Source organism: Streptomyces sp. NPDC016677 (genome assembly GCF_055562815.1).
In genome coordinates, this window is record NZ_JBVHEO010000001.1 from 650,219 (window position 1) to 666,478 (window position 16,260).

The 16,260-nt window shown below is 74.1% G+C and carries 13 protein-coding genes; 7 read left to right on the top strand and 6 right to left on the bottom strand.

The genetic code is table 11. The features are described from left to right. Nucleotides 1-141: 141 nt before the first annotated feature. The gene (locus ACZ3IG_RS02815; protein ID WP_467428329.1) at nucleotides 142-915 is read left to right on the top strand and encodes an IclR family transcriptional regulator; all 774 of its coding nucleotides are present in this window, start codon (nucleotides 142-144) and stop codon (nucleotides 913-915) included. Next, nucleotides 912-1,757, top strand: coding sequence for an SMP-30/gluconolactonase/LRE family protein (locus ACZ3IG_RS02820; RefSeq protein ID WP_467428331.1), 846 nt, complete (start codon nucleotides 912-914; stop codon nucleotides 1,755-1,757). The genes ACZ3IG_RS02815 and ACZ3IG_RS02820 overlap by 4 nt, the downstream gene beginning before the upstream one ends. A 102-nt stretch (nucleotides 1,758-1,859) precedes the next feature. On the opposite strand, the gene ACZ3IG_RS02825 is transcribed toward ACZ3IG_RS02820, so the two are convergent. The 5 genes from ACZ3IG_RS02825 to ACZ3IG_RS02845 all read right to left on the bottom strand — a co-directional run bounded on the left by ACZ3IG_RS02825 (nucleotide 1,860) and on the right by ACZ3IG_RS02845 (nucleotide 7,666). Beyond that, nucleotides 1,860-3,260: an NAD(P)/FAD-dependent oxidoreductase gene (locus tag ACZ3IG_RS02825; RefSeq protein ID WP_467428334.1), complete on the bottom strand. Its 1,401-nt coding sequence runs from the start codon at nucleotides 3,258-3,260 to the stop codon at nucleotides 1,860-1,862. A gap of 79 nt (nucleotides 3,261-3,339) precedes the next feature. After that, nucleotides 3,340-4,524 carry an MAB_1171c family putative transporter gene (locus ACZ3IG_RS02830; RefSeq protein ID WP_467428335.1) on the bottom strand — a complete coding sequence of 395 codons (1,185 nt, stop codon included), beginning with the start codon at nucleotides 4,522-4,524 and terminating at the stop codon, nucleotides 3,340-3,342. A gap of 88 nt (nucleotides 4,525-4,612) precedes the next feature. Next, on the bottom strand, nucleotides 4,613-5,929 hold the full coding sequence (locus ACZ3IG_RS02835; protein ID WP_467428338.1) for an MAB_1171c family putative transporter: 1,317 nt from the start codon (nucleotides 5,927-5,929) through the stop codon (nucleotides 4,613-4,615). Beyond that, a complete protein-coding gene (locus ACZ3IG_RS02840; protein WP_467429166.1) occupies nucleotides 5,926-6,426 on the bottom strand; it encodes a toxin in 501 nt (166 codons plus the stop codon). The genes ACZ3IG_RS02835 and ACZ3IG_RS02840 overlap by 4 nt, the downstream gene beginning before the upstream one ends. Before the next feature lie 10 nt (nucleotides 6,427-6,436). Further along, nucleotides 6,437-7,666 (bottom strand): hypothetical protein, encoded by a 1,230-nt coding sequence (locus ACZ3IG_RS02845; RefSeq protein WP_467428340.1) that lies wholly within the window; start codon nucleotides 7,664-7,666, stop codon nucleotides 6,437-6,439. A 204-nt stretch (nucleotides 7,667-7,870) separates the two neighbouring features. Between ACZ3IG_RS02845 and ACZ3IG_RS02850 the strand changes: the two genes are divergently transcribed. The 5 genes from ACZ3IG_RS02850 to arfA are packed head-to-tail and all read left to right on the top strand — an operon-like array spanning nucleotide 7,871 to nucleotide 13,559. Then, nucleotides 7,871-9,229, top strand: a complete 1,359-nt coding sequence (locus ACZ3IG_RS02850) for an extracellular solute-binding protein (RefSeq protein ID WP_467428342.1) — start codon at nucleotides 7,871-7,873, stop codon at nucleotides 9,227-9,229. Then, on the top strand, nucleotides 9,226-10,167 hold the full coding sequence (locus ACZ3IG_RS02855; protein ID WP_467428344.1) for a carbohydrate ABC transporter permease: 942 nt from the start codon (nucleotides 9,226-9,228) through the stop codon (nucleotides 10,165-10,167). The genes ACZ3IG_RS02850 and ACZ3IG_RS02855 overlap by 4 nt, the downstream gene beginning before the upstream one ends. Further along, the gene (locus ACZ3IG_RS02860) at nucleotides 10,164-11,018 is read left to right on the top strand and encodes a carbohydrate ABC transporter permease (protein WP_467428345.1); all 855 of its coding nucleotides are present in this window, start codon (nucleotides 10,164-10,166) and stop codon (nucleotides 11,016-11,018) included. The genes ACZ3IG_RS02855 and ACZ3IG_RS02860 overlap by 4 nt, the downstream gene beginning before the upstream one ends. Before the next feature lie 21 nt (nucleotides 11,019-11,039). Continuing rightward, on the top strand, nucleotides 11,040-12,005 hold the full coding sequence (locus ACZ3IG_RS02865) for an arabinan endo-1,5-alpha-L-arabinosidase (RefSeq protein WP_467428347.1): 966 nt from the start codon (nucleotides 11,040-11,042) through the stop codon (nucleotides 12,003-12,005). A 48-nt stretch (nucleotides 12,006-12,053) separates the two neighbouring features. Further along, nucleotides 12,054-13,559 (top strand): arabinosylfuranosidase ArfA, encoded by a 1,506-nt coding sequence (arfA, locus tag ACZ3IG_RS02870; RefSeq protein ID WP_467428349.1) that lies wholly within the window; start codon nucleotides 12,054-12,056, stop codon nucleotides 13,557-13,559. A 7-nt stretch (nucleotides 13,560-13,566) separates the two neighbouring features. Here arfA and ACZ3IG_RS02875 read toward each other — a convergent pair whose 3' ends face one another. Then, nucleotides 13,567-16,260, bottom strand: a complete 2,694-nt coding sequence (locus ACZ3IG_RS02875) for a beta-galactosidase (RefSeq protein ID WP_467428350.1) — start codon at nucleotides 16,258-16,260, stop codon at nucleotides 13,567-13,569.

Below are 16,260 nucleotides of genomic sequence, written 5' to 3' on the forward strand. Positions count from 1 at the left end.
CGTGCGGTGCGGACGGCGTGGAGTCGTCGTGTCGCACCGCGTCGCAGAACCGTTGCCCGCGCGGAAGGCGTGTGGTTAGCCTTTGTTCGCGATTCCGATCGCCTGTTGAAATATCGAACGCTGAGAGAGGGGGAGCCGTACATGGGACGTCTCGTACCAGCCGTGACCAGGGCTCTCGACATCCTTGAGCTCTTCCTCGACGGGGACGGCACACTCTCCGCCCCCGACATCGTGCGCCGGCTCCAGCTGCCGCGCACCACCGTGCACGAGCTGGTCACCACGCTCGCCGCCCGCAAGTACATCGTCCCCGTCTCCGGGCAGCCCGGACGGTACCGGCTCGGCGTCCGTCCCTACCAGCTCGGGGCGCGCTACGCCGAGCACCTCGACCTCGCCGCCGAGGGGCAGCAGGTCGCCCGGACCGTCGCCGAGACCTGCGACGAGACGGTGCACGTGGCGATCCTGGAGGACACCGACGTCATCTACATCGCCAAGGTGGACTCCACGCACGCCGTGCGGATGGTGTCGGCGGCCGGGCGGCGGCTGCCCGCCCACTGCACCTCCGTGGGCAAGATGCTGCTGGCGTCCCTGCCCGCGCACGAGCTGGCGGCCCGCCTGCCGGACGACGCCGAGCTGACCGGGATGACGCCGAACAGCATCACCGACCCGGCCGCCCTGCGCGAGGCCCTGGCGGAGATCCGGGAGCGCGGCATAGCGGTGGAGAGCCGCGAGTCCAACCCGGACGTCAGCTGCGTGGCGGCCCCGGTCCGCGACCGCACCGGCCGGGTCGTGGCGGCGCTGTCCATCTCGGTCCCCATGATCCGCTGGAGCGACGAGCGCCGCGCGGAACTGGAGCGACTCGCCGCCAAGGGCGCGGCTGACCTGTCGGAACACCTCGGATACCGGAGCGCGGCATGACGACCATCGACGTGGCGGTACGGGCGGAAGCGGAGCTGGGCGAGGGGCCCACCTGGGACGCGGAGGCCGCCCGGTTGATCTGGGTGGACATCCTCGGCTGCCGGGTGCACACCTACGACCCGGCCACCGGCCGCCGTACCGTCCGCACGACCGAGCAGCACGTGGGCGCCGCCAAGCCGCGCGCGGGCGGCGGTCTCGTCCTCAACCTCCGGGACGGCATCGCGCTGCTCGACCCCGACGGCTCGCTGCGCGTGGCGCACCGCGAGGCCGTCCCGGGCCGCCGCGCCAACGACGCCGCCGTCGCCCCGGACGGCAGCCTGTGGGCCGGCACCATGCGCTACGACGAGACACCGGGCGGCGGCACGCTCTCCCGGCTCACCGCCGACGGCACGCACACCACCGTCCTGGACGACGTCGCGGTCAGCAACGGCACCGGCTGGAGCCCCGACGGGCGGCTGATGTACTACATCGACTCGCCGACCCGCCGCGTCGACGTCTTCGACCACGACGGCGGCCGGATCTCCGGGCGGCGGACGCTGGCCGTCGTCGAGGACGGCGCCGGGTTCCCGGACGGGCTCACCGTCGACGCCGACGGATGCGTGTGGGTGGCGCTCTGGGACGGGGCGGCCGTCCGCCGGTACACGCCGGACGGGCGGCTGGACCGGGTGGTCGAACTGCCCGTGCCGCGCGTGACGGCGTGCGCCTTCGGCGGCGCCGGCCTCACCGACCTGTACGTCACCACCGCCCGCACCGGTCTCACCGCCCCGCACCCGCTCGCCGGGTCGGTCCTGGTGCTGCCGGGGGCGGGGAAGGGGCTGGCGCAGCCGCCGTTCGCGGGGTGAGCGGCGGGTGACGGGCCGGTCGGCGGGCCGCCGGCGGGCTGTCGGCGGGCGGCCGGTGGGGTGTCGGCGGGCGGCCGGCGGGCGGCCGGTGGGGTGTCGCCGTCAGCCGCCGACGCGGTCCAGGCCACGCAGGACCTCCCGTTCGCCGGGGGTCAGCGGCGGCTCGGCGGCGGGCGGCAGCGCCGGTCCGCCGAGGGTGGCCAGCAGGGTGCCGGGGCGCAGCAGCCGCCCCGGCCCGGTGCGCAGGCTCGTCACGTCCCACAGCGCGGCGGCGGCCGGGTACGAGCCGGTCGCCGTCCGCGTCAGCCGGCGGGTGTACGCGGCGACGAGGTGGTCGGCGGCGTTCGGCCGGCCGCCGCGCGCCCCGGGGTACCGGACGTCCTGGCTGACCGCCATCGCCCAGGCCGCGTCGACCGGCCGGGCCGCCCCGCGCTGCACCCGGCGGGCCAGCCCCGGCACGTCCACGCCGCCGCGCCGCACCTCGCGGCCGAGCACCCGCGCGCCGAGCGCCGCCACCGACATGCCCTGCCCGTAGGCCGGGTTGAACGTGGCCAGCGCGTCCCCGAGGACCACGAACCGCTCCGGCCACTGCCGGGCCCGCTCCACATAGCGCCGTACGTTGCTGGTGGACCGGCTGACGTGGACGTCGGTGAGGGGCTCCGCTCCCGAGATCAGCCGGCCGACGATCGGGTCGGGCAGGTCCAGGGTGTACTGGAGGAAGCCGTCCGGGTCGGCGGGGGGTTCGCCGCCCCGGGTGCCGGCCAGGCTGACCATCCAGCGGCCGTCCTCGATCGGCAGCACCATGCCGCTGCGGCCGGGCAGGCCGGAGTGCGGGTCGGCCTGCACGATGGTCAGCGGGAACCGCTCGGCGCCCTCGGGCATCCGGTAGACGCGGGTGGCGTTGACCAGACCGGCGTCCACGGTCCGCTCGCGCACCGCCGGGACACCGAGCCCGCGCAGCCAGTGCGGGAGACGGCTGCCGCGTCCGCTCGCGTCCACCACGAGGTCGGCGTCGAGGTCCGCCTCCCCGTCCCCGGCCGCGATCCGCACCCCCGTCACCCGCCGCGCGTCGCCCGCCGGACCCCGTACGTCGGCCTCGCGGACGGTGACGCCGGTGGTGCTGTCGAGGACGGCCCGGCGTACCGCCCAGTCCAGCAGGGCGCGGCTGCACGTGATCATGCGCGGCCCCTCGCGGCGCCAGCGGCGCAGCCAGCCCTCGGGGCTGAGCGCCAGCATGCCCGAGGCCAGGGGTATCTCCCGGGCGCCGGCGGCCAGCAGCCGCGCCCGCAGGTCCAGGCCGGGCACGAGGTCGTCCATCGCCGCCAGACCGCCGGCCATCAGCAGGTGCGCGTGGCGGCCCTGGGGCACGCCCCGGCGGTGTACCGGACCGTCGGGCAGGGCGTCGCGTTCCAGTACGACCACCTCGTCGACGGCGGTGGACAGGGCCGCCGCGGCCAGCATGCCGGCCAGGCCGGCACCGATGACGACAGCTCTTCGCGACATGGGTCTCCCTTGGTCCGGCCGGTCAACGGCCCTGGTGTCAGCCTTCGTCCGGGACCCGTTCAGCCCCGTTCAGCCCTGGTCAGCCCTGGTCGCGGCCGTGGGCGGCCCTCACCGTACCCTCGCGCACCGCGCCGGCGGATGATCGTTCCATGGCCTGGGCCAGTTCGACCAGACCGCCGGTGCCGGAGACCTCCGTGGCCCGCAGCCGGTAGGTGCTCGGGCTGTCCAGGGGTTCCTCGCGGGCGGCGGCGCGGCGGGCGGCGTCGGTGAGCATCGCCGCCTCGGCGGCCAGCCGGGCCCGGTGCGGGTCGCTGCCCGCGCGCAGGGCGGCGTCCCGGGCCGTGACCCGTACCCGGTCGTCGAAGTAGGGGGCGAGCGCCAGCAGGGCGTCGTGGATGGACACCTCCCGCCACTGGAGGCGCTCGCGCGGGGAACGCCACCAGGAGGCGGCGGGCTTGGGGGCGGTCGGCACGAACCGCAGCAGCGCCGCCAGCGGGGCCAGCCGCCGGTAGTCGCCCAGGCCCCGCCAGTGCGCGGCGGCGCTCGGCAGCAGCCGCGGCAGCACGAACCCGGCGGAGCAGGTCAGCGCGCCGAGCGAGGCCATGGGCGGGGCGACGTAGGTGGACAGGAAGTCCAGGTCGTGCCCGGTCAGCCGGGCGACGACGGCGGTGTACTTGGTCGCCTGGAAGCCGATCGTGTCCAGCAGCACGCCCACCATGATCAGCCGCAGCCCGGTGCGCAGCAGGCCGGTGACCTCGCGGCCCCACTTGAGGCACATCACGCACATCGCCAGCGTCGCCGCGGTGTGCCCGGCGAGGTAGAGCAGGATCATCTCCCGCAGGTACGGCGTGTTCGCGTAGTAGGTGTCCAGGTCGGAGAGGCGCTCGGTGTCCGCGTCGGCCAGCACGAACAGGACGACGAGGGCGGCCACCAGCAGCGCGTACGCGGCGATGGTGCCCAGCACCAGGCGGCGCACCCGGTCGCCCGGGCCGCCCCGCCACAGGATCAGCAGCACCACCAGCGAGCAGCTGTACGCCGAGAGCATCCCGTAGGTCAGCGGGGCGCCGAAGTTGGGGACGCCGGTGAGGTCGTTGACGGTGGCCAGCGTCAGCGGGGCCGCGCAGACCAGGACGAGGGCGCCGAGGAGGATGGTGGCGCAGGTGGACAGGACCGTGGGGTTGCGCACGGCGGTGGCGGGCCGGCGCAGCAGTACGACACAGGACAGCCCGAACACCAGGGCCGCCACGTACACGACGACACTCATACCGGCCTCCGCGCGTGCCGTCGCGTGTGTTGTCGCGTGTGCCGTCTCGGGTGTCGTCGCGCGGGCACGCGCGCGGGTGCCGCCGTGTTCACGGGGTCCCCGTGGGGGTGGGCGCGGTGGCGTCGAGGGCACGGGCGGCGGCGCGGGGCAGCGGGCCGGCCAACGCGTCGGCGACCCGCGCGAGCCCCTCCGGACCGGGCACGCGCAACGGCCCCCGGTCGCGGCGGTCACGGACCGACGCCCGCGCCGCCGTGCCCAGCTCGACGGCGGGGCCCGGCCCGACGGCCGGGCTCGTGTCCGGCCTCGGGCCCACGCCCGCTCCGGTGCCCGGCCTGGTGCCCGGCCTGGTGCCCGGCCCGGTGCCCGGCCCGGTGCCCGACCCCGTCGCGTCCCGTTCCACCGCCTTCACGATGATCACCGCCCACGCCAGGGCATCCGCCCGTTCCGGGTCCCCCGTCTCGCGCAGGGCCGCCCGGCGGGCGCGGTCGTACAACTCGGCGTCGAGGTGGGCGTCGAGGTGGCCGAGCGCGTTGTGGATGCTGGTCTGGCGCCACATCAGCCGCGTCGCCGGGGACGCGCGGCGGGGACGGGGCAGGCGCAGGGCGCGGCGGGTGAGGACGTCCTCCAGGGCCCGTTCCAGCGGTTCGAGCCGGGCGTAGGTCCGCCGGGCCCGCCGCCTCCGCGTCACCCACGGGGCGGCCAGCGGGATCAGCACCCCGGTGACGGTGAGCAGCGCGCCCAGCCCGGCGGCGGCCGGGGAGACGCCGGTGACCAGCACTGACCAGTCCCGTCCGGTCCAGCGGGCCAGCACGGCGACGAGCTTGGCGACGCTGTACCCGGCGCTGCACAGACTGCCGACGCCCAGCAGGGCCAGCCCGGTCCGCAGCAGGCCGTCCACCTGCCGGGCCCAGCGCAGCGCCGACACCGTGGTGACGCCGGCGGCGGCGAGGTGCCCGGCCAGGTACAGCACGATCATCTCGGCGAGGTACGGCGTGGTCGCGTAGTAGACGTCCAGGTCGGTACGGCGTTCCACGGGTGCCTCGCCCAGCGCGAACGTCACCGCGATGCCGACGACCACGCCCGTGTAGGCGAGGATCCAGCGCCGGGCGACCCGGTGCACCGCCGGTCCGCCGCGCCAGTACACGATCAGCACCTGGGAGGCGGCGCTGTACGCGGTGATCGAGGCGTACGTCAGCGGCGCGGCCAGGTTGGGGGTGCCGCCGAGCCGGTTGACGGCGCCGACCGTCGGCGGGGCGCCCAGGAAGAAGCAGAGCCCGGCCAGGCCCAGCACCGCGCAGATCGCCCGCAGGTACGGGTCGCGCCGGTGCCGGAGCAGGTCCGGCGCCTTCACCGCCAGGCAGATCCACAGGACGGTGCAGCTCACGTAGTTGAGCAGGGCGCTCATCCGCGCTGCCCGCGGTAGTTGAGCGCGGCGCCGATCCGCCCGGCCAGCCCCTCGGCGTCGGCGCCCTGGTCCGCGTACCCGCTCTCCTCCGCCTCCTGGAGCCAGGTCCGCAGCCGGCGGCCCATCAGCATGCCGAAGCGGTCGGCGTCCTGTTCCTCGGCGAGGCTGAAGTCGGTGCGGGCGGCGGCGGGCCGGGGCGCGGCGCCGGGGGCGGGCGGGGCGTCCGCGTCCCGGCGGCTCATGTGCCAGACCTCGTGGCACAGGATGACGATCTGGTGCCACACGGCGGCCCGCCGGTCGACCACCACCACGTCCTGGCTCGCGCCCTCCAGCCACAGCCCGCTGGCGGTGTGCGGCGGGAACGTCTCGCGGCGCACGACGAGTTGGCGGCCCCGCCAGGCGGCGACGGACTCCACCAGCGCCTCGAACAGCACCTCGGGGTCGGCGGGCAGCGGCACCCGGATCGGGTCGATGAGCGCGTCGGCGAGGCGACGCATCTGCCTGCTCTTACGCACCGCTTTCCCCTTGCTCGACCATGCCCGTGCCCGTGCCCGTGCCCATGTCCGTGCCCGTGCCCACGCTCGTGTCCACGCCCGTGCCCGCCCGGCCTCGCGCGCGGGGGCGGCGCGCGGTCACCCGTGCAATATGCCAAGCCGGCCGGCCCTTCGGCCACTCCTTCCCGATCACCGGAACCCTCCCGCTCACTCGGCCACCCGTGCCGGACCCGCCGCCGGGTCCCGCACCGGGCCCCGGTGCGGGGCCACCCGATCGCGCACCGCCCGCACCTCCTCGGTGCGGCGCAGGGCGCGGGAGACGGCGGCGATCTCCCGCAGCGACTCGGCCGTCCCACCGTCCCGCACGCCACCGTCCCGCACGCCACCGTCCCCCGTGCCGCCCGTGCCGCCCGTGCCGCCCGTGCCGGTCCCGCCGCCGGGCCCCGCCGCCCCCGCCCCTCGCGGCCCGCCCCGCCCCGGCGCGGTCCCGGACGGCCCCCGAGGGGCCCCGAACGGCCTCCACGGAGTCCACGACCGCCACCGCCGCGGCCGGCGCCCTCGCCCGGTCCGGGGCGTGGCCGAGGGCGCGGGCGGCCTCGTAGGCCCTGCGGCGCAGGTCCTCGTCGAGGCACCGGGCCAGCGGCAGCAGCGCGTCGCGGACGAACGTCTCCTGGCGGGTCAGCCGCAGTTCGCGGTGGGCGAGCCGGACCCGCCACCGGTCGTGCGGGTGCTGTCCGGCGCGCGGCAGGATGAAGCCGGCCGCGATCAGCACGGCGGAGACGCACGCGGCCGCCGGGGCCACGTCCGTGTTGAGCCGGGCCAGGTCGTGCCCCGTCCAGCGGGCGGCGCGACGGGTCGCGCCCGAGTGACCGGAGCGGCCTGGGTGACCGGAGCGGCCGGGGCGACCGGAGCGGCCGGGGCGACCGCCCAGGTCACCCCGCCCGCCCCGCCAGGCGATGACCAGCAGCAGACACGACCCGCAGAACGCGGTGAGCAGCGAATACACCCAGGGCGCCGAGATGTCGGGCACGCCGGTGAGCCGGTTGACGCGGGCGATGGCCGAGGGTGCGACGAAGACGGACACCGCGCAGGCCGGCAGCGGCAGACCGCCGACCGCGGGCGGCATCGGGTCGGCCCGGAAACGGGTGATCACGGGCAGTTCGATGGTCAGGGCGGCGGCCGGCACGGCGGCCGGGACCCACCAGAAGTCCGGGTAGGAACCGCTGAGGACCGCGAAGTCCATCGCTCCCCCTTCGCGATCCCTCCGGCCCGCCGTTCGGCGGGGTACAGAGCGTACGCGCCTGTGGATGTGCGCGTCATCGTGTCCAACCCATTGACGTGGGAGGGGTTCGACTTTACGGTCCGTTCGAAGTTACGGGCGTCATTCGAGATACCGAACATCAGAGGGCCGGTGCGCCCGGTCACCGACGGACAGATGGGGCAGGGCATGGGACGACCTGGCCTGAATCGCAGGCAACTCCTCGCCGGACTCGGCGGGTTGACGGTCGCCGGAAGCTTCGGCTTCGCGGCGCTCGGAACCGGAGCCGACGCGCTCGCCTCCGGAGCGGACACCCGCGTGCGCTACTGGAACCTCTTCAGCGGCGGCGACGGATACAACATGATCGCGATGCTGGACTCCTTCCGTAAGGACAATCCGGGCATCGAGGTGAAGGACTCCACCCTCCAGTGGGGCAGCCCCTTCTACACCAAGCTCGCCATGGCCGCGGCGGGCAACCGGGCACCGGACCTCGGCGTGATGCACCTGGGCCGCGTCACCGGCTTCTCGCCCGGCCGCCTCCTGGACCCCTGGGACGTCGACCTGCTCGCCAAGTACGGCGTACGCGAACAGGACTTCAACCCCGAGCTGTGGAAACGCGCCGTCATCGACGGCAAGCTCTACGCCCTCCCGCTCGACATCCACGTCCAGCTCTGCTTCTACCGCAAGGACGTGCTGAGGAAGGCGGGCCTGCTCGGCGCCGACGGGCACATGGTGTCGCCCACCTCGGTCGACGAGTGGTTCGCGATGCTGAAGGAGGCCAAGGCGGCCACCAAGAAGGGGCTGCAGACCATCGGCCTGTGGCACAACGACATGAACTTCCAGTGGTGGTTCTTCGTCGCCTTCTACACCCAGCTCGGCGGCACCTGGTTCAGCGCCGACAACACCGAGGTCACCTTCGACACCGACAAGGCCACCCAGGTCCTGGAGTTCCTGCGCCGGCACCTCGCCGAGGGGTACGCCGACCCGGGCTTCGGCGGCTCCGCGGGCGCCGAGCAGTTCGTCAACGGCTCCCCCTTCTGCTGGGAGGGCAACTGGTCGGTGCCGGTCTTCGACAGCGCAGAGGTCGAGTACGGGGCGGTCCCGCTGCCGCCCGTCTTCGGCAAGCGGGCCACTCACGCCGAGTCGCACTCCTTCGTGCTGCCGCACCAGTCCGGCCGCGGCGGCGCCACCGACGAGGGCGCCCACCGCCTCGCCGCCTACGTCGTCACGCACGCCCGGCAGTGGGCGGCCGGCGGCCACATCCCCGCCTACACCCCCACCCTGACCACGGCCGCGTACCAGAAGCTCCAGCCGCAGAGCGAGTACGTCACGGCGATGGACCACCAGGCCACCGAGCCCAAGGTGTGGTTCGCCGGGTCCACCGGCATCCTCGCCCAGCGCGTCGGCCCGGTCGTCGTCTCCTCGACGACCGGCTCCGCGAAGCCGGACGCCGTCGCCCGCACGATGAAGAGCACCCTGGCCACGCTGCTCGCCATGAAGAACCCGATGGACGGCAGGACCGCCGCCGAGGGAGGTGCGGTCGCATGACGACGACCAGCGCTGAGACCGTCCTCCGCCCGGCGCGCGCCAGGACCGCCGCCGACAGCGTGACCGTCCGCCGCAAGCAGGGCTTCCAGCACGGCGGCTGGTTCGTCGCCCCGTTCCTGCTGCTGTTCACGCTCTTCGTGATCTGGCCGCTGCTGCGCGGCGTCTGGCTCAGCTTCACCGACGCCAACATCTCCGGCGACGCCGCGAGCTTCGTCGGCCTCGACAACTACCGCGAGGCCCTGGGCGACTCGCTGATGTGGGACGCGCTCGGCCACAGCGCGTTCTTCACGCTGCTGGTGGTGCCCTGCATCACCGTCCTCGCCTTCCTCCTCGCGATGCTGGCCCACCACATCGAGCGCGGCACGTGGCTGTGGCGGCTCTGCTTCTTCCTGCCGTTCCTGCTGCCGTCCACCGTCGCGGGCAATCTGTGGCAGTGGCTGTTCAACCCCGGCAACGGCATGATCAACCACGTCTTCGGCCTGGAGACGCCCTGGCTGACCGACAAGTCGTACGCCATGTTCGCCATCGTCATCTGCACCCTGTGGTGGACGGTCGGCTTCAGCTTCCTGCTCTACCTCGCCGCTCTCCAGGGCATCCCCGCCCACCTCTACGAGGCCGCGCGCCTCGACGGGGCCAACGCCTGGCACCGCATGGTCCACATCACCCTGCCGATGCTGCGCAACATCACCGGCCTGGTCGTCGCCCTGCAGATCCTGGCCTCGCTCCAGGTCTTCGACCAGGCCGTGGTGATGACCGACTTCACCACCGGCCCGGAGGACAGCACCCGCACCTTCGTGCAGTACACCCTCGAACAGGGCTTCACCAGCTACCGCGTGGGCTACGCCTCCGCGATCTCCATCATCTTCTTCGTGCTCATCGCGGCCGTCGCCCTGGGACGGATGTGGCTGCTGCGCAACCGTGAGGAGGGCGGCCGATGACGAGCACCGCCGTACACACCCGTAAGCGGTCCTGGACCCCCAGCCAGATCGTCCTCACGCTCCTCGGCGTCGCCGTCTCCGCGGTGATGCTCTCGCCCCTCCTGTGGGCCCTGTTCACCTCGCTCAAGTCGGAGACCGAGTCCGTCGAGGTGCCCACCCACTGGCTGCCCGAGGACTGGACCGGCCAGGCGTGGTCGGCCCTCTTCGAGACCGGCAACATCGCCAACTGGTTCGTGAACTCCCTGGTCGTCTCGGTGTGCGTGACCGCCGTCGTCCTCCTGGTCGCCAGCCTGGCCGGATACGGCTTCGCCCGCACCGAGTTCCGCGGCAAGGGCCTGCTCATGGGCGTGGTGATGGCGGGGCTGATGATCTCCCCGGCCGTGCTCGGCGTCCCCCTGTTCACCACCGTCCAGCAGATGGGGATGGTCGACACCTACTGGGGCATGATCCTGCCGCAGTGCGCGCCCGCCGCGATGGTCTACATCCTCTACAAGTTCTTCCAGGGCGTCCCGCGCGAACTGGAGGAGGCCGCGTTCATCGACGGCGCCGGCCGCTGGCGCGTCTTCTTCACGATCATCCTCCCGCTCTCCCGCCCCTCCCTCGCGGCGGTCGGCATCTTCACCTTCATCAGTTCCTGGAACAACTTCCTGTGGCCGTACATGGTGACCAACAACCCCGACCTGATGACCATGCCGAACGGCATCGCGACCGTCATGAACTCCTACGGCATCCAGTGGTCCCAGCTGATGGCCGGCGGCCTGATGGCGGGCCTGCCCCTGATCGTCGTCTTCGTCTTCTTCCAGCGGCAGATCGTGGCGGGTGTCGCGCACACCGGCCTCGCCGGCCAGTAACGCATCCCGAGGGGACCCGACTTGAGACGTCTGAGACTCGCGGCTCAGCTCGCCGCGGCCGTCGTCGCCCTGCTCCCGTCCACGGCGACCGCGGCCACCTACCCCGACCCGCGGCCCGTCACGGGCCAGCAGATCATCCACGACCCGACCGTGGTCCGCCTGAAGTCCGGCGGCTACGTGGCGTACTCCACCGGCGGGGTCATCGGCGCCCGCACCTCCACCGACCGTGAGCACTGGGAGGACGCGGGCAACGCCTTCGCCACGCCCCCGTCGTGGTGGTACGAGTACAACGACACCGGCGACCCGTGGGCGCCGGACATCAGCTACCGGGCCGGCCGCTACTGGCTCTACTACGCCGTCTCCTCCTGGGGCACCAACCACTCCGCGATCGGCGTGGCCACCTCCCCGACCGGCCTGCCCGGCACCTGGACCGACCAGGGCAAGGCCTTCACCTCCGGGACCACCGACACCTGGAACGCCATCGACCCGGCGCTGATCCGCGCCGACGGCAGGCTGTGGATGGCGTTCGGCTCGTACTGGTCGGGCATCCGCATGGTCGAGCTGGACCCGCGTACCGGCAAGGCGCTCCCCGGCACCACCGTCCACCACCTGGCCACCCGCCCCGACGAGCCCTACGCGGTGGAGGGCCCGTACATCGTCAAGCACGGCCGCTACTACTACCTCTTCGCCTCCTACGACGCCTGCTGCTCGGGCGTGAACTCCACGTACAAGATCCGCGTCGGCCGCTCGGCGTCGGTCACCGGCCCCTACACCGACAGCACCGGCACCCCGATGCCGGCGGGCGGCGGCGACCTCCTCCTGGCGGGCCACGGCCGCTACCTCGGCACGGGCGGCCAGTCCGTGTTCCGCGACCGGGGCCGCGACGTCCTCGCCTACCACTACTACGACGCCGAGGACGAGGGCACGCCCAAACTCGGCCTGAACGACCTGACCTGGCAGAAGAACGGCTGGCCGGTGGTCCGTTAGACACCGCCCCCTCCCCGGACCGGACACCCACCCCCCTGGAAGGAAACCATGCGCACCGCCCGCTTCACCCTGGACCCCGCCTTCACCGTCGCCGAAGTGAACCCCCGCCTCTTCGGCTCCTTCGTCGAACACCTCGGCCGCTGCGTCTACACCGGCATCTACGAGCCCGGCCACCCCACCGCCGACGAGGCCGGCCTGCGCCAGGACGTCCTGGACCTGGTCAGGGAACTCGGCGTCACCGCCATCCGCTACCCCGGCGGCAACTTCGTCTCCGGCTACAAGTGGGAGGACTCCGTCGGCCCCGTCGAGGACCGCCCCCGCCGCCTCGACCTCGCCTGGCGCTCCACGGAGACCAACCGCTTCGGCCTCTCCGAGTACATCGCGTTCCTGAAGAAGATCGGCCCCCAGGCCGAGCCGATGATGGCCGTCAACCTCGGCACCCGGGGCGTCGCCGAGGCCCTGGAACTCCAGGAGTACGCCAACCACCCCTCCGGCACCGCCCTGTCCGACCTCCGCGTCGGACACGGCGACAAGGACCCCTTCGGCATCAGGCTGTGGTGCCTGGGCAACGAGATGGACGGCCCCTGGCAGACCGGCCACAAGACCGCCGAGGAGTACGGCCGCGTCGCCGCCGAGACCGCCCGCGCCATGCGCCAGATCGACCCCGGCGTCGAACTGGTCGCCTGCGGCAGCAGCGGCCAGGCCATGGAGACCTTCGCCGAGTGGGAGGCGACGGTCCTCAAGGAGACCTACGACCTCGTCGACTACATCTCCCTGCACGCCTACTACGAGCCCCTCGACGGCGACGTCGACTCCTTCCTGGCCTCCGCCGTGGACATGGAGTCGTTCATCGAGAACGTCGTCGCCACCTGCGACCACATAGGCGCCCGCCTGAAGTCCAAGAAGAAGATCAACCTCTCCTTCGACGAGTGGAACGTCTGGTACCTCTCCCGCACCGACGCCGAGGTCGCCGCCCTCGACTGGCCCGAGGCCCCCCGCCTCCTGGAGGACAACTACAGCGTCACCGACGCCGTCGTCTTCGGCTCCCTGCTGATCGCCCTGCTCCGGCACGCCGACCGTGTCACCGTCGCCTGCCTCGCCCAGCTCGTCAACGTCATCGCCCCGATCATGACCGAGCCGGGCGGCCCCGCCTGGCGGCAGACCACCTTCTTCCCCTTCGCCGCCGCCTCGAAGTACGGCCGCGGCCAGGTCCTCGACGTCCGCGTGGACTCACCGACGTACGAGACGAAGAAGTACGGCGAGGCCGACCTGCTGCACGCCACCGCCGTGCGCGCCGAGGACGGCACGGTCACCGTCTTCGCCGTCAACCGCTCCCGCACCGACGCGCTGCCCCTGGACGTCACCCTCGCCGGTCTGGGGGTGAGCCGGGTCGTCGAGCACAGCGCCCTCGCGGACGCCGACCCCGAGGCCCGCAACACCCTCGCCGAGCCGGAGCGCGTCGTCCCGCACCCGGTGGACGGCACGGCCCTGGACGGCGGCCGGCTGACCGCCACCCTGGAGCCGCTGTCCTGGAACGTGATCCGCCTGGCCTGAGCCGCGCTCAGCGGCCGGGGGAGGACACCGCCTGAAGCGGCGCGCCCCCGGCCGCGCCGCCCAGCACCGTCAGCCGTACTGCGGCGGGCCCGGCGTCCGTCGTCCCGTCGGTCAGCACCGCCAGCGCGAGGGTGTTGGCGGCGCGGGGGCGCAGGATGCCGTTGGGCAGGACGAACGTGTGCTGGGCGCCGTCCTGTCCGGGGGCGTACTGGCCGATGTTCCAGCCGTTGAGGAAGATCTGGGCGCGGCAGGCGCCGCCGCCTTCCAGGACGAGCCCGAAGGAGGCGTCCACCCCGGCGGGCACGTCCGGCCGGAAACCGGTCCGGTACCAGGTCTCGCCCTGGCGCCGCCCGGTCCGCGCCGACTCCACCGGCTCCCAGCCGTCGCCGTCGGCGCCCGGCAGGTGCCAGCCCTCCCGTTCGCCGTGCAGCCCGCCGTTGTTCAGGGGCCCGCGCACGGGGTCGGGCGTGCCCGCGCCCCGGATCCGCCACGCGGCCCGCGGCGCGGCACCGCGGAAGGAGACCTCCGTCAGTCCCCGGGCCGTCTTGCGGCCGTCGTGCGGTCCCGGCCGGACCAGGACGGCCAGTACGGCCTCCCCGTCCCGCTCCCCGTCCCGCTCCGCGAACCGCTCCCGCAGGGCTTCGGGCAGCCTGAGGAGCGTCCTCGCCTCGCCCTCCGCCCCGCGTCCGCCGCCCAGCGGCTCCCCGTCCAGCCAGGCCAGCACCAGCCCGTCCGGGCCGGTGCGGTGGGCCAGGGACACCGACGTGAGCCCGGCGGTCCCGGTCAGCCGCGCCCGGTACCAGACGTCGCCGTAGTGGCAGCCGTAGTCGTCGGCGAAGAGCACCGGCCCCCCGGCGGGCACGGGCGTCGCGCTGTACGACTCCGTGCGGTCGGCCCGGGTCCAGTCCGCGTCGTCGAAGCCGGGGGCGGACTCCGGGTTCCCCCCGCGCCGCCGCCAGCCGTCCAGCGCGGGCGGCGGCACCGGGGGCGCGCCCGGCAGCATGCCCTCGATGGTCAGGCTGCCGGCCCGGCTGACGTTCGCGCGCCGCGCGGTGCCGTTCCAGGTGACGGACGCCATCCCCGTCGGCCCCCACACCTCCAGCCCGGTCGCCCCCGTCGTGTCCCCGGTGAGGTGCGCGGTGGAGCCCTTCAGCGCCACGCCGCGCAGCAGCGCCGGGCCGTACACGAGGAAGGTCCCCGAGCCGGTCTCGTACGGCCACATCCGCAGCGAGGTCGCGTCGTCGGCGAAGAGCAGGATCAGCGTCCGGTCGGACCCGCCGCCCGCCACCGACACCCGGGTCAGGCCCCCGATGCCGAGCGGCACGTTGACGTTGAGCCGGCCGTGGTCGTACGCCCAGGCCGCCTCCGCGTCCAGCCGCATCGTCTCCGGCTCGCTCGGGCACTCCAGCACCACCTGTGCCATCTCACCGTGCCGCCCGGCGAACACCGCGATGTCCTGGCCGCCCACGTCGCTCAGGAACATCATCGGCTGCGCGGTGGAGTACGCCAGCTTGCGCTCCCCGCCCATCGGCAGCCCGGTGGCGAGCAGCTTGGCGTCCCGCGCCGCGACCTTCACCGGCGCCTCGACGGCGGTGCCCGGCAGGGTGGTGGTGACCTCGTCGCCGGAGTCGTTGCGCAGGACGTAGACCTGGGTGCCGGTGTCCGGGTTGGCCAGGTGCCGCACGCTCACCCGCCGGTCGCCCGCCCGTACCCGCGCCGCCTCCTCCAGCCGGGCGAAGTCGGGCACGTGCCGGGTCAGCCGGCCGAGCTGATGGACCGGGGCCAGCCGGGACGTCGGCTTCCGTCCGCCGTCGAAGGCGGCCCCCTCGTCGTACCGGGTGGGCAGCGCCGGCGCGCCCAGCCACCCCGGGCTGATCCCGCCGAAGGCCAGCGACCCGGCCGGCACCGCCGTCCCGCCGCCGAGGTCCGCCAGCCGCAGCCGCCGTTCCTCCTCGGGCCCCGAGGTCCGCCGCACCTCCGTACCCCCCGCGACCAGGGGTACGTCGATCCCGTCCGCGCGCACCTTCCCGCGCACGTGCCGGGCCAGCGCCCGCGCGTCGGCGGAACCCCCCGCCTCCTCCAGCCGGTAGAGCAGGACCGTGCCCTTGCCCCGGGTGTACAGGTGCCGCCGGACGGTCGCGTCGACCCGGGTCAGCCACGCGTCGGCGTGCCGCAGGTAGGCGGCGTCGGTGGTGCGCGGCCGGGCACCGGTCCCCGCCAGCCACCCCGGCAGGCCGCCGCCGTCCACGTCCGCGCCGATGTACGGGCCCGGCCGCACCACCACGTACAGGCCGGCCCCGGCGGCCGTGCGCAGGAACAGGTCCAGGTCGCGGACGCCGGTGAAGTCGTAGCGGTCCGGGGCGGGGGAGTGGACGTTCCAGGCCACCGGGACCTCGACCGCGTTGTAGCCGTGCGCCCGCATCTTCTCCAGCAGGTCCCGCCACAGCGAGGGGCTCGGCAGCCGGAACGGGTGCAGTTCGCCGGGCCACAGCACCAGACGCCGACCGTCGACCAGCAGCGAGTGACGGTCCCGGCCGACCCGGTGCCGGACCCCGTCGGCCCGGGGCCTCGGCGGCGGCGGGCCGGTGGGCACCGTCAGGCCGGCCCCGTCGGGCACCGCGCCGCTGCTCCCGCCGCCGAGCACGAGACCGAGGACGGTGGTGCCGGCGAGGGCGCTGAAGGTACGTCTGGTCAGCTCCAA

Bases quoted from the DNA above. Each gene is read 5' to 3' on its own strand.
- ACZ3IG_RS02820 (WP_467428331.1), top strand. From the start codon at position 912: ATGACGACCATCGACGTGGCGGTACGGGCGGAAGCGGAGCTGGGCGAG.
- ACZ3IG_RS02850 (WP_467428342.1), top strand. From the start codon at position 7,871: ATGGGACGACCTGGCCTGAATCGCAGGCAACTCCTCGCCGGACTCGGC.
- ACZ3IG_RS02840 (WP_467429166.1), bottom strand. From the start codon at position 6,426: ATGCGTCGCCTCGCCGACGCGCTCATCGACCCGATCCGGGTGCCGCTG.
- ACZ3IG_RS02860 (WP_467428345.1), top strand. From the start codon at position 10,164: ATGACGAGCACCGCCGTACACACCCGTAAGCGGTCCTGGACCCCCAGC.
- ACZ3IG_RS02825 (WP_467428334.1), bottom strand. From the start codon at position 3,260: ATGTCGCGAAGAGCTGTCGTCATCGGTGCCGGCCTGGCCGGCATGCTG.
- ACZ3IG_RS02835 (WP_467428338.1), bottom strand. From the start codon at position 5,929: ATGAGCGCCCTGCTCAACTACGTGAGCTGCACCGTCCTGTGGATCTGC.
- ACZ3IG_RS02845 (WP_467428340.1), bottom strand. From the start codon at position 7,666: ATGGACTTCGCGGTCCTCAGCGGTTCCTACCCGGACTTCTGGTGGGTC.
- ACZ3IG_RS02815 (WP_467428329.1), top strand. From the start codon at position 142: ATGGGACGTCTCGTACCAGCCGTGACCAGGGCTCTCGACATCCTTGAG.
- ACZ3IG_RS02855 (WP_467428344.1), top strand. From the start codon at position 9,226: ATGACGACGACCAGCGCTGAGACCGTCCTCCGCCCGGCGCGCGCCAGG.
- arfA (WP_467428349.1), top strand. From the start codon at position 12,054: ATGCGCACCGCCCGCTTCACCCTGGACCCCGCCTTCACCGTCGCCGAA.
- ACZ3IG_RS02830 (WP_467428335.1), bottom strand. From the start codon at position 4,524: ATGAGTGTCGTCGTGTACGTGGCGGCCCTGGTGTTCGGGCTGTCCTGT.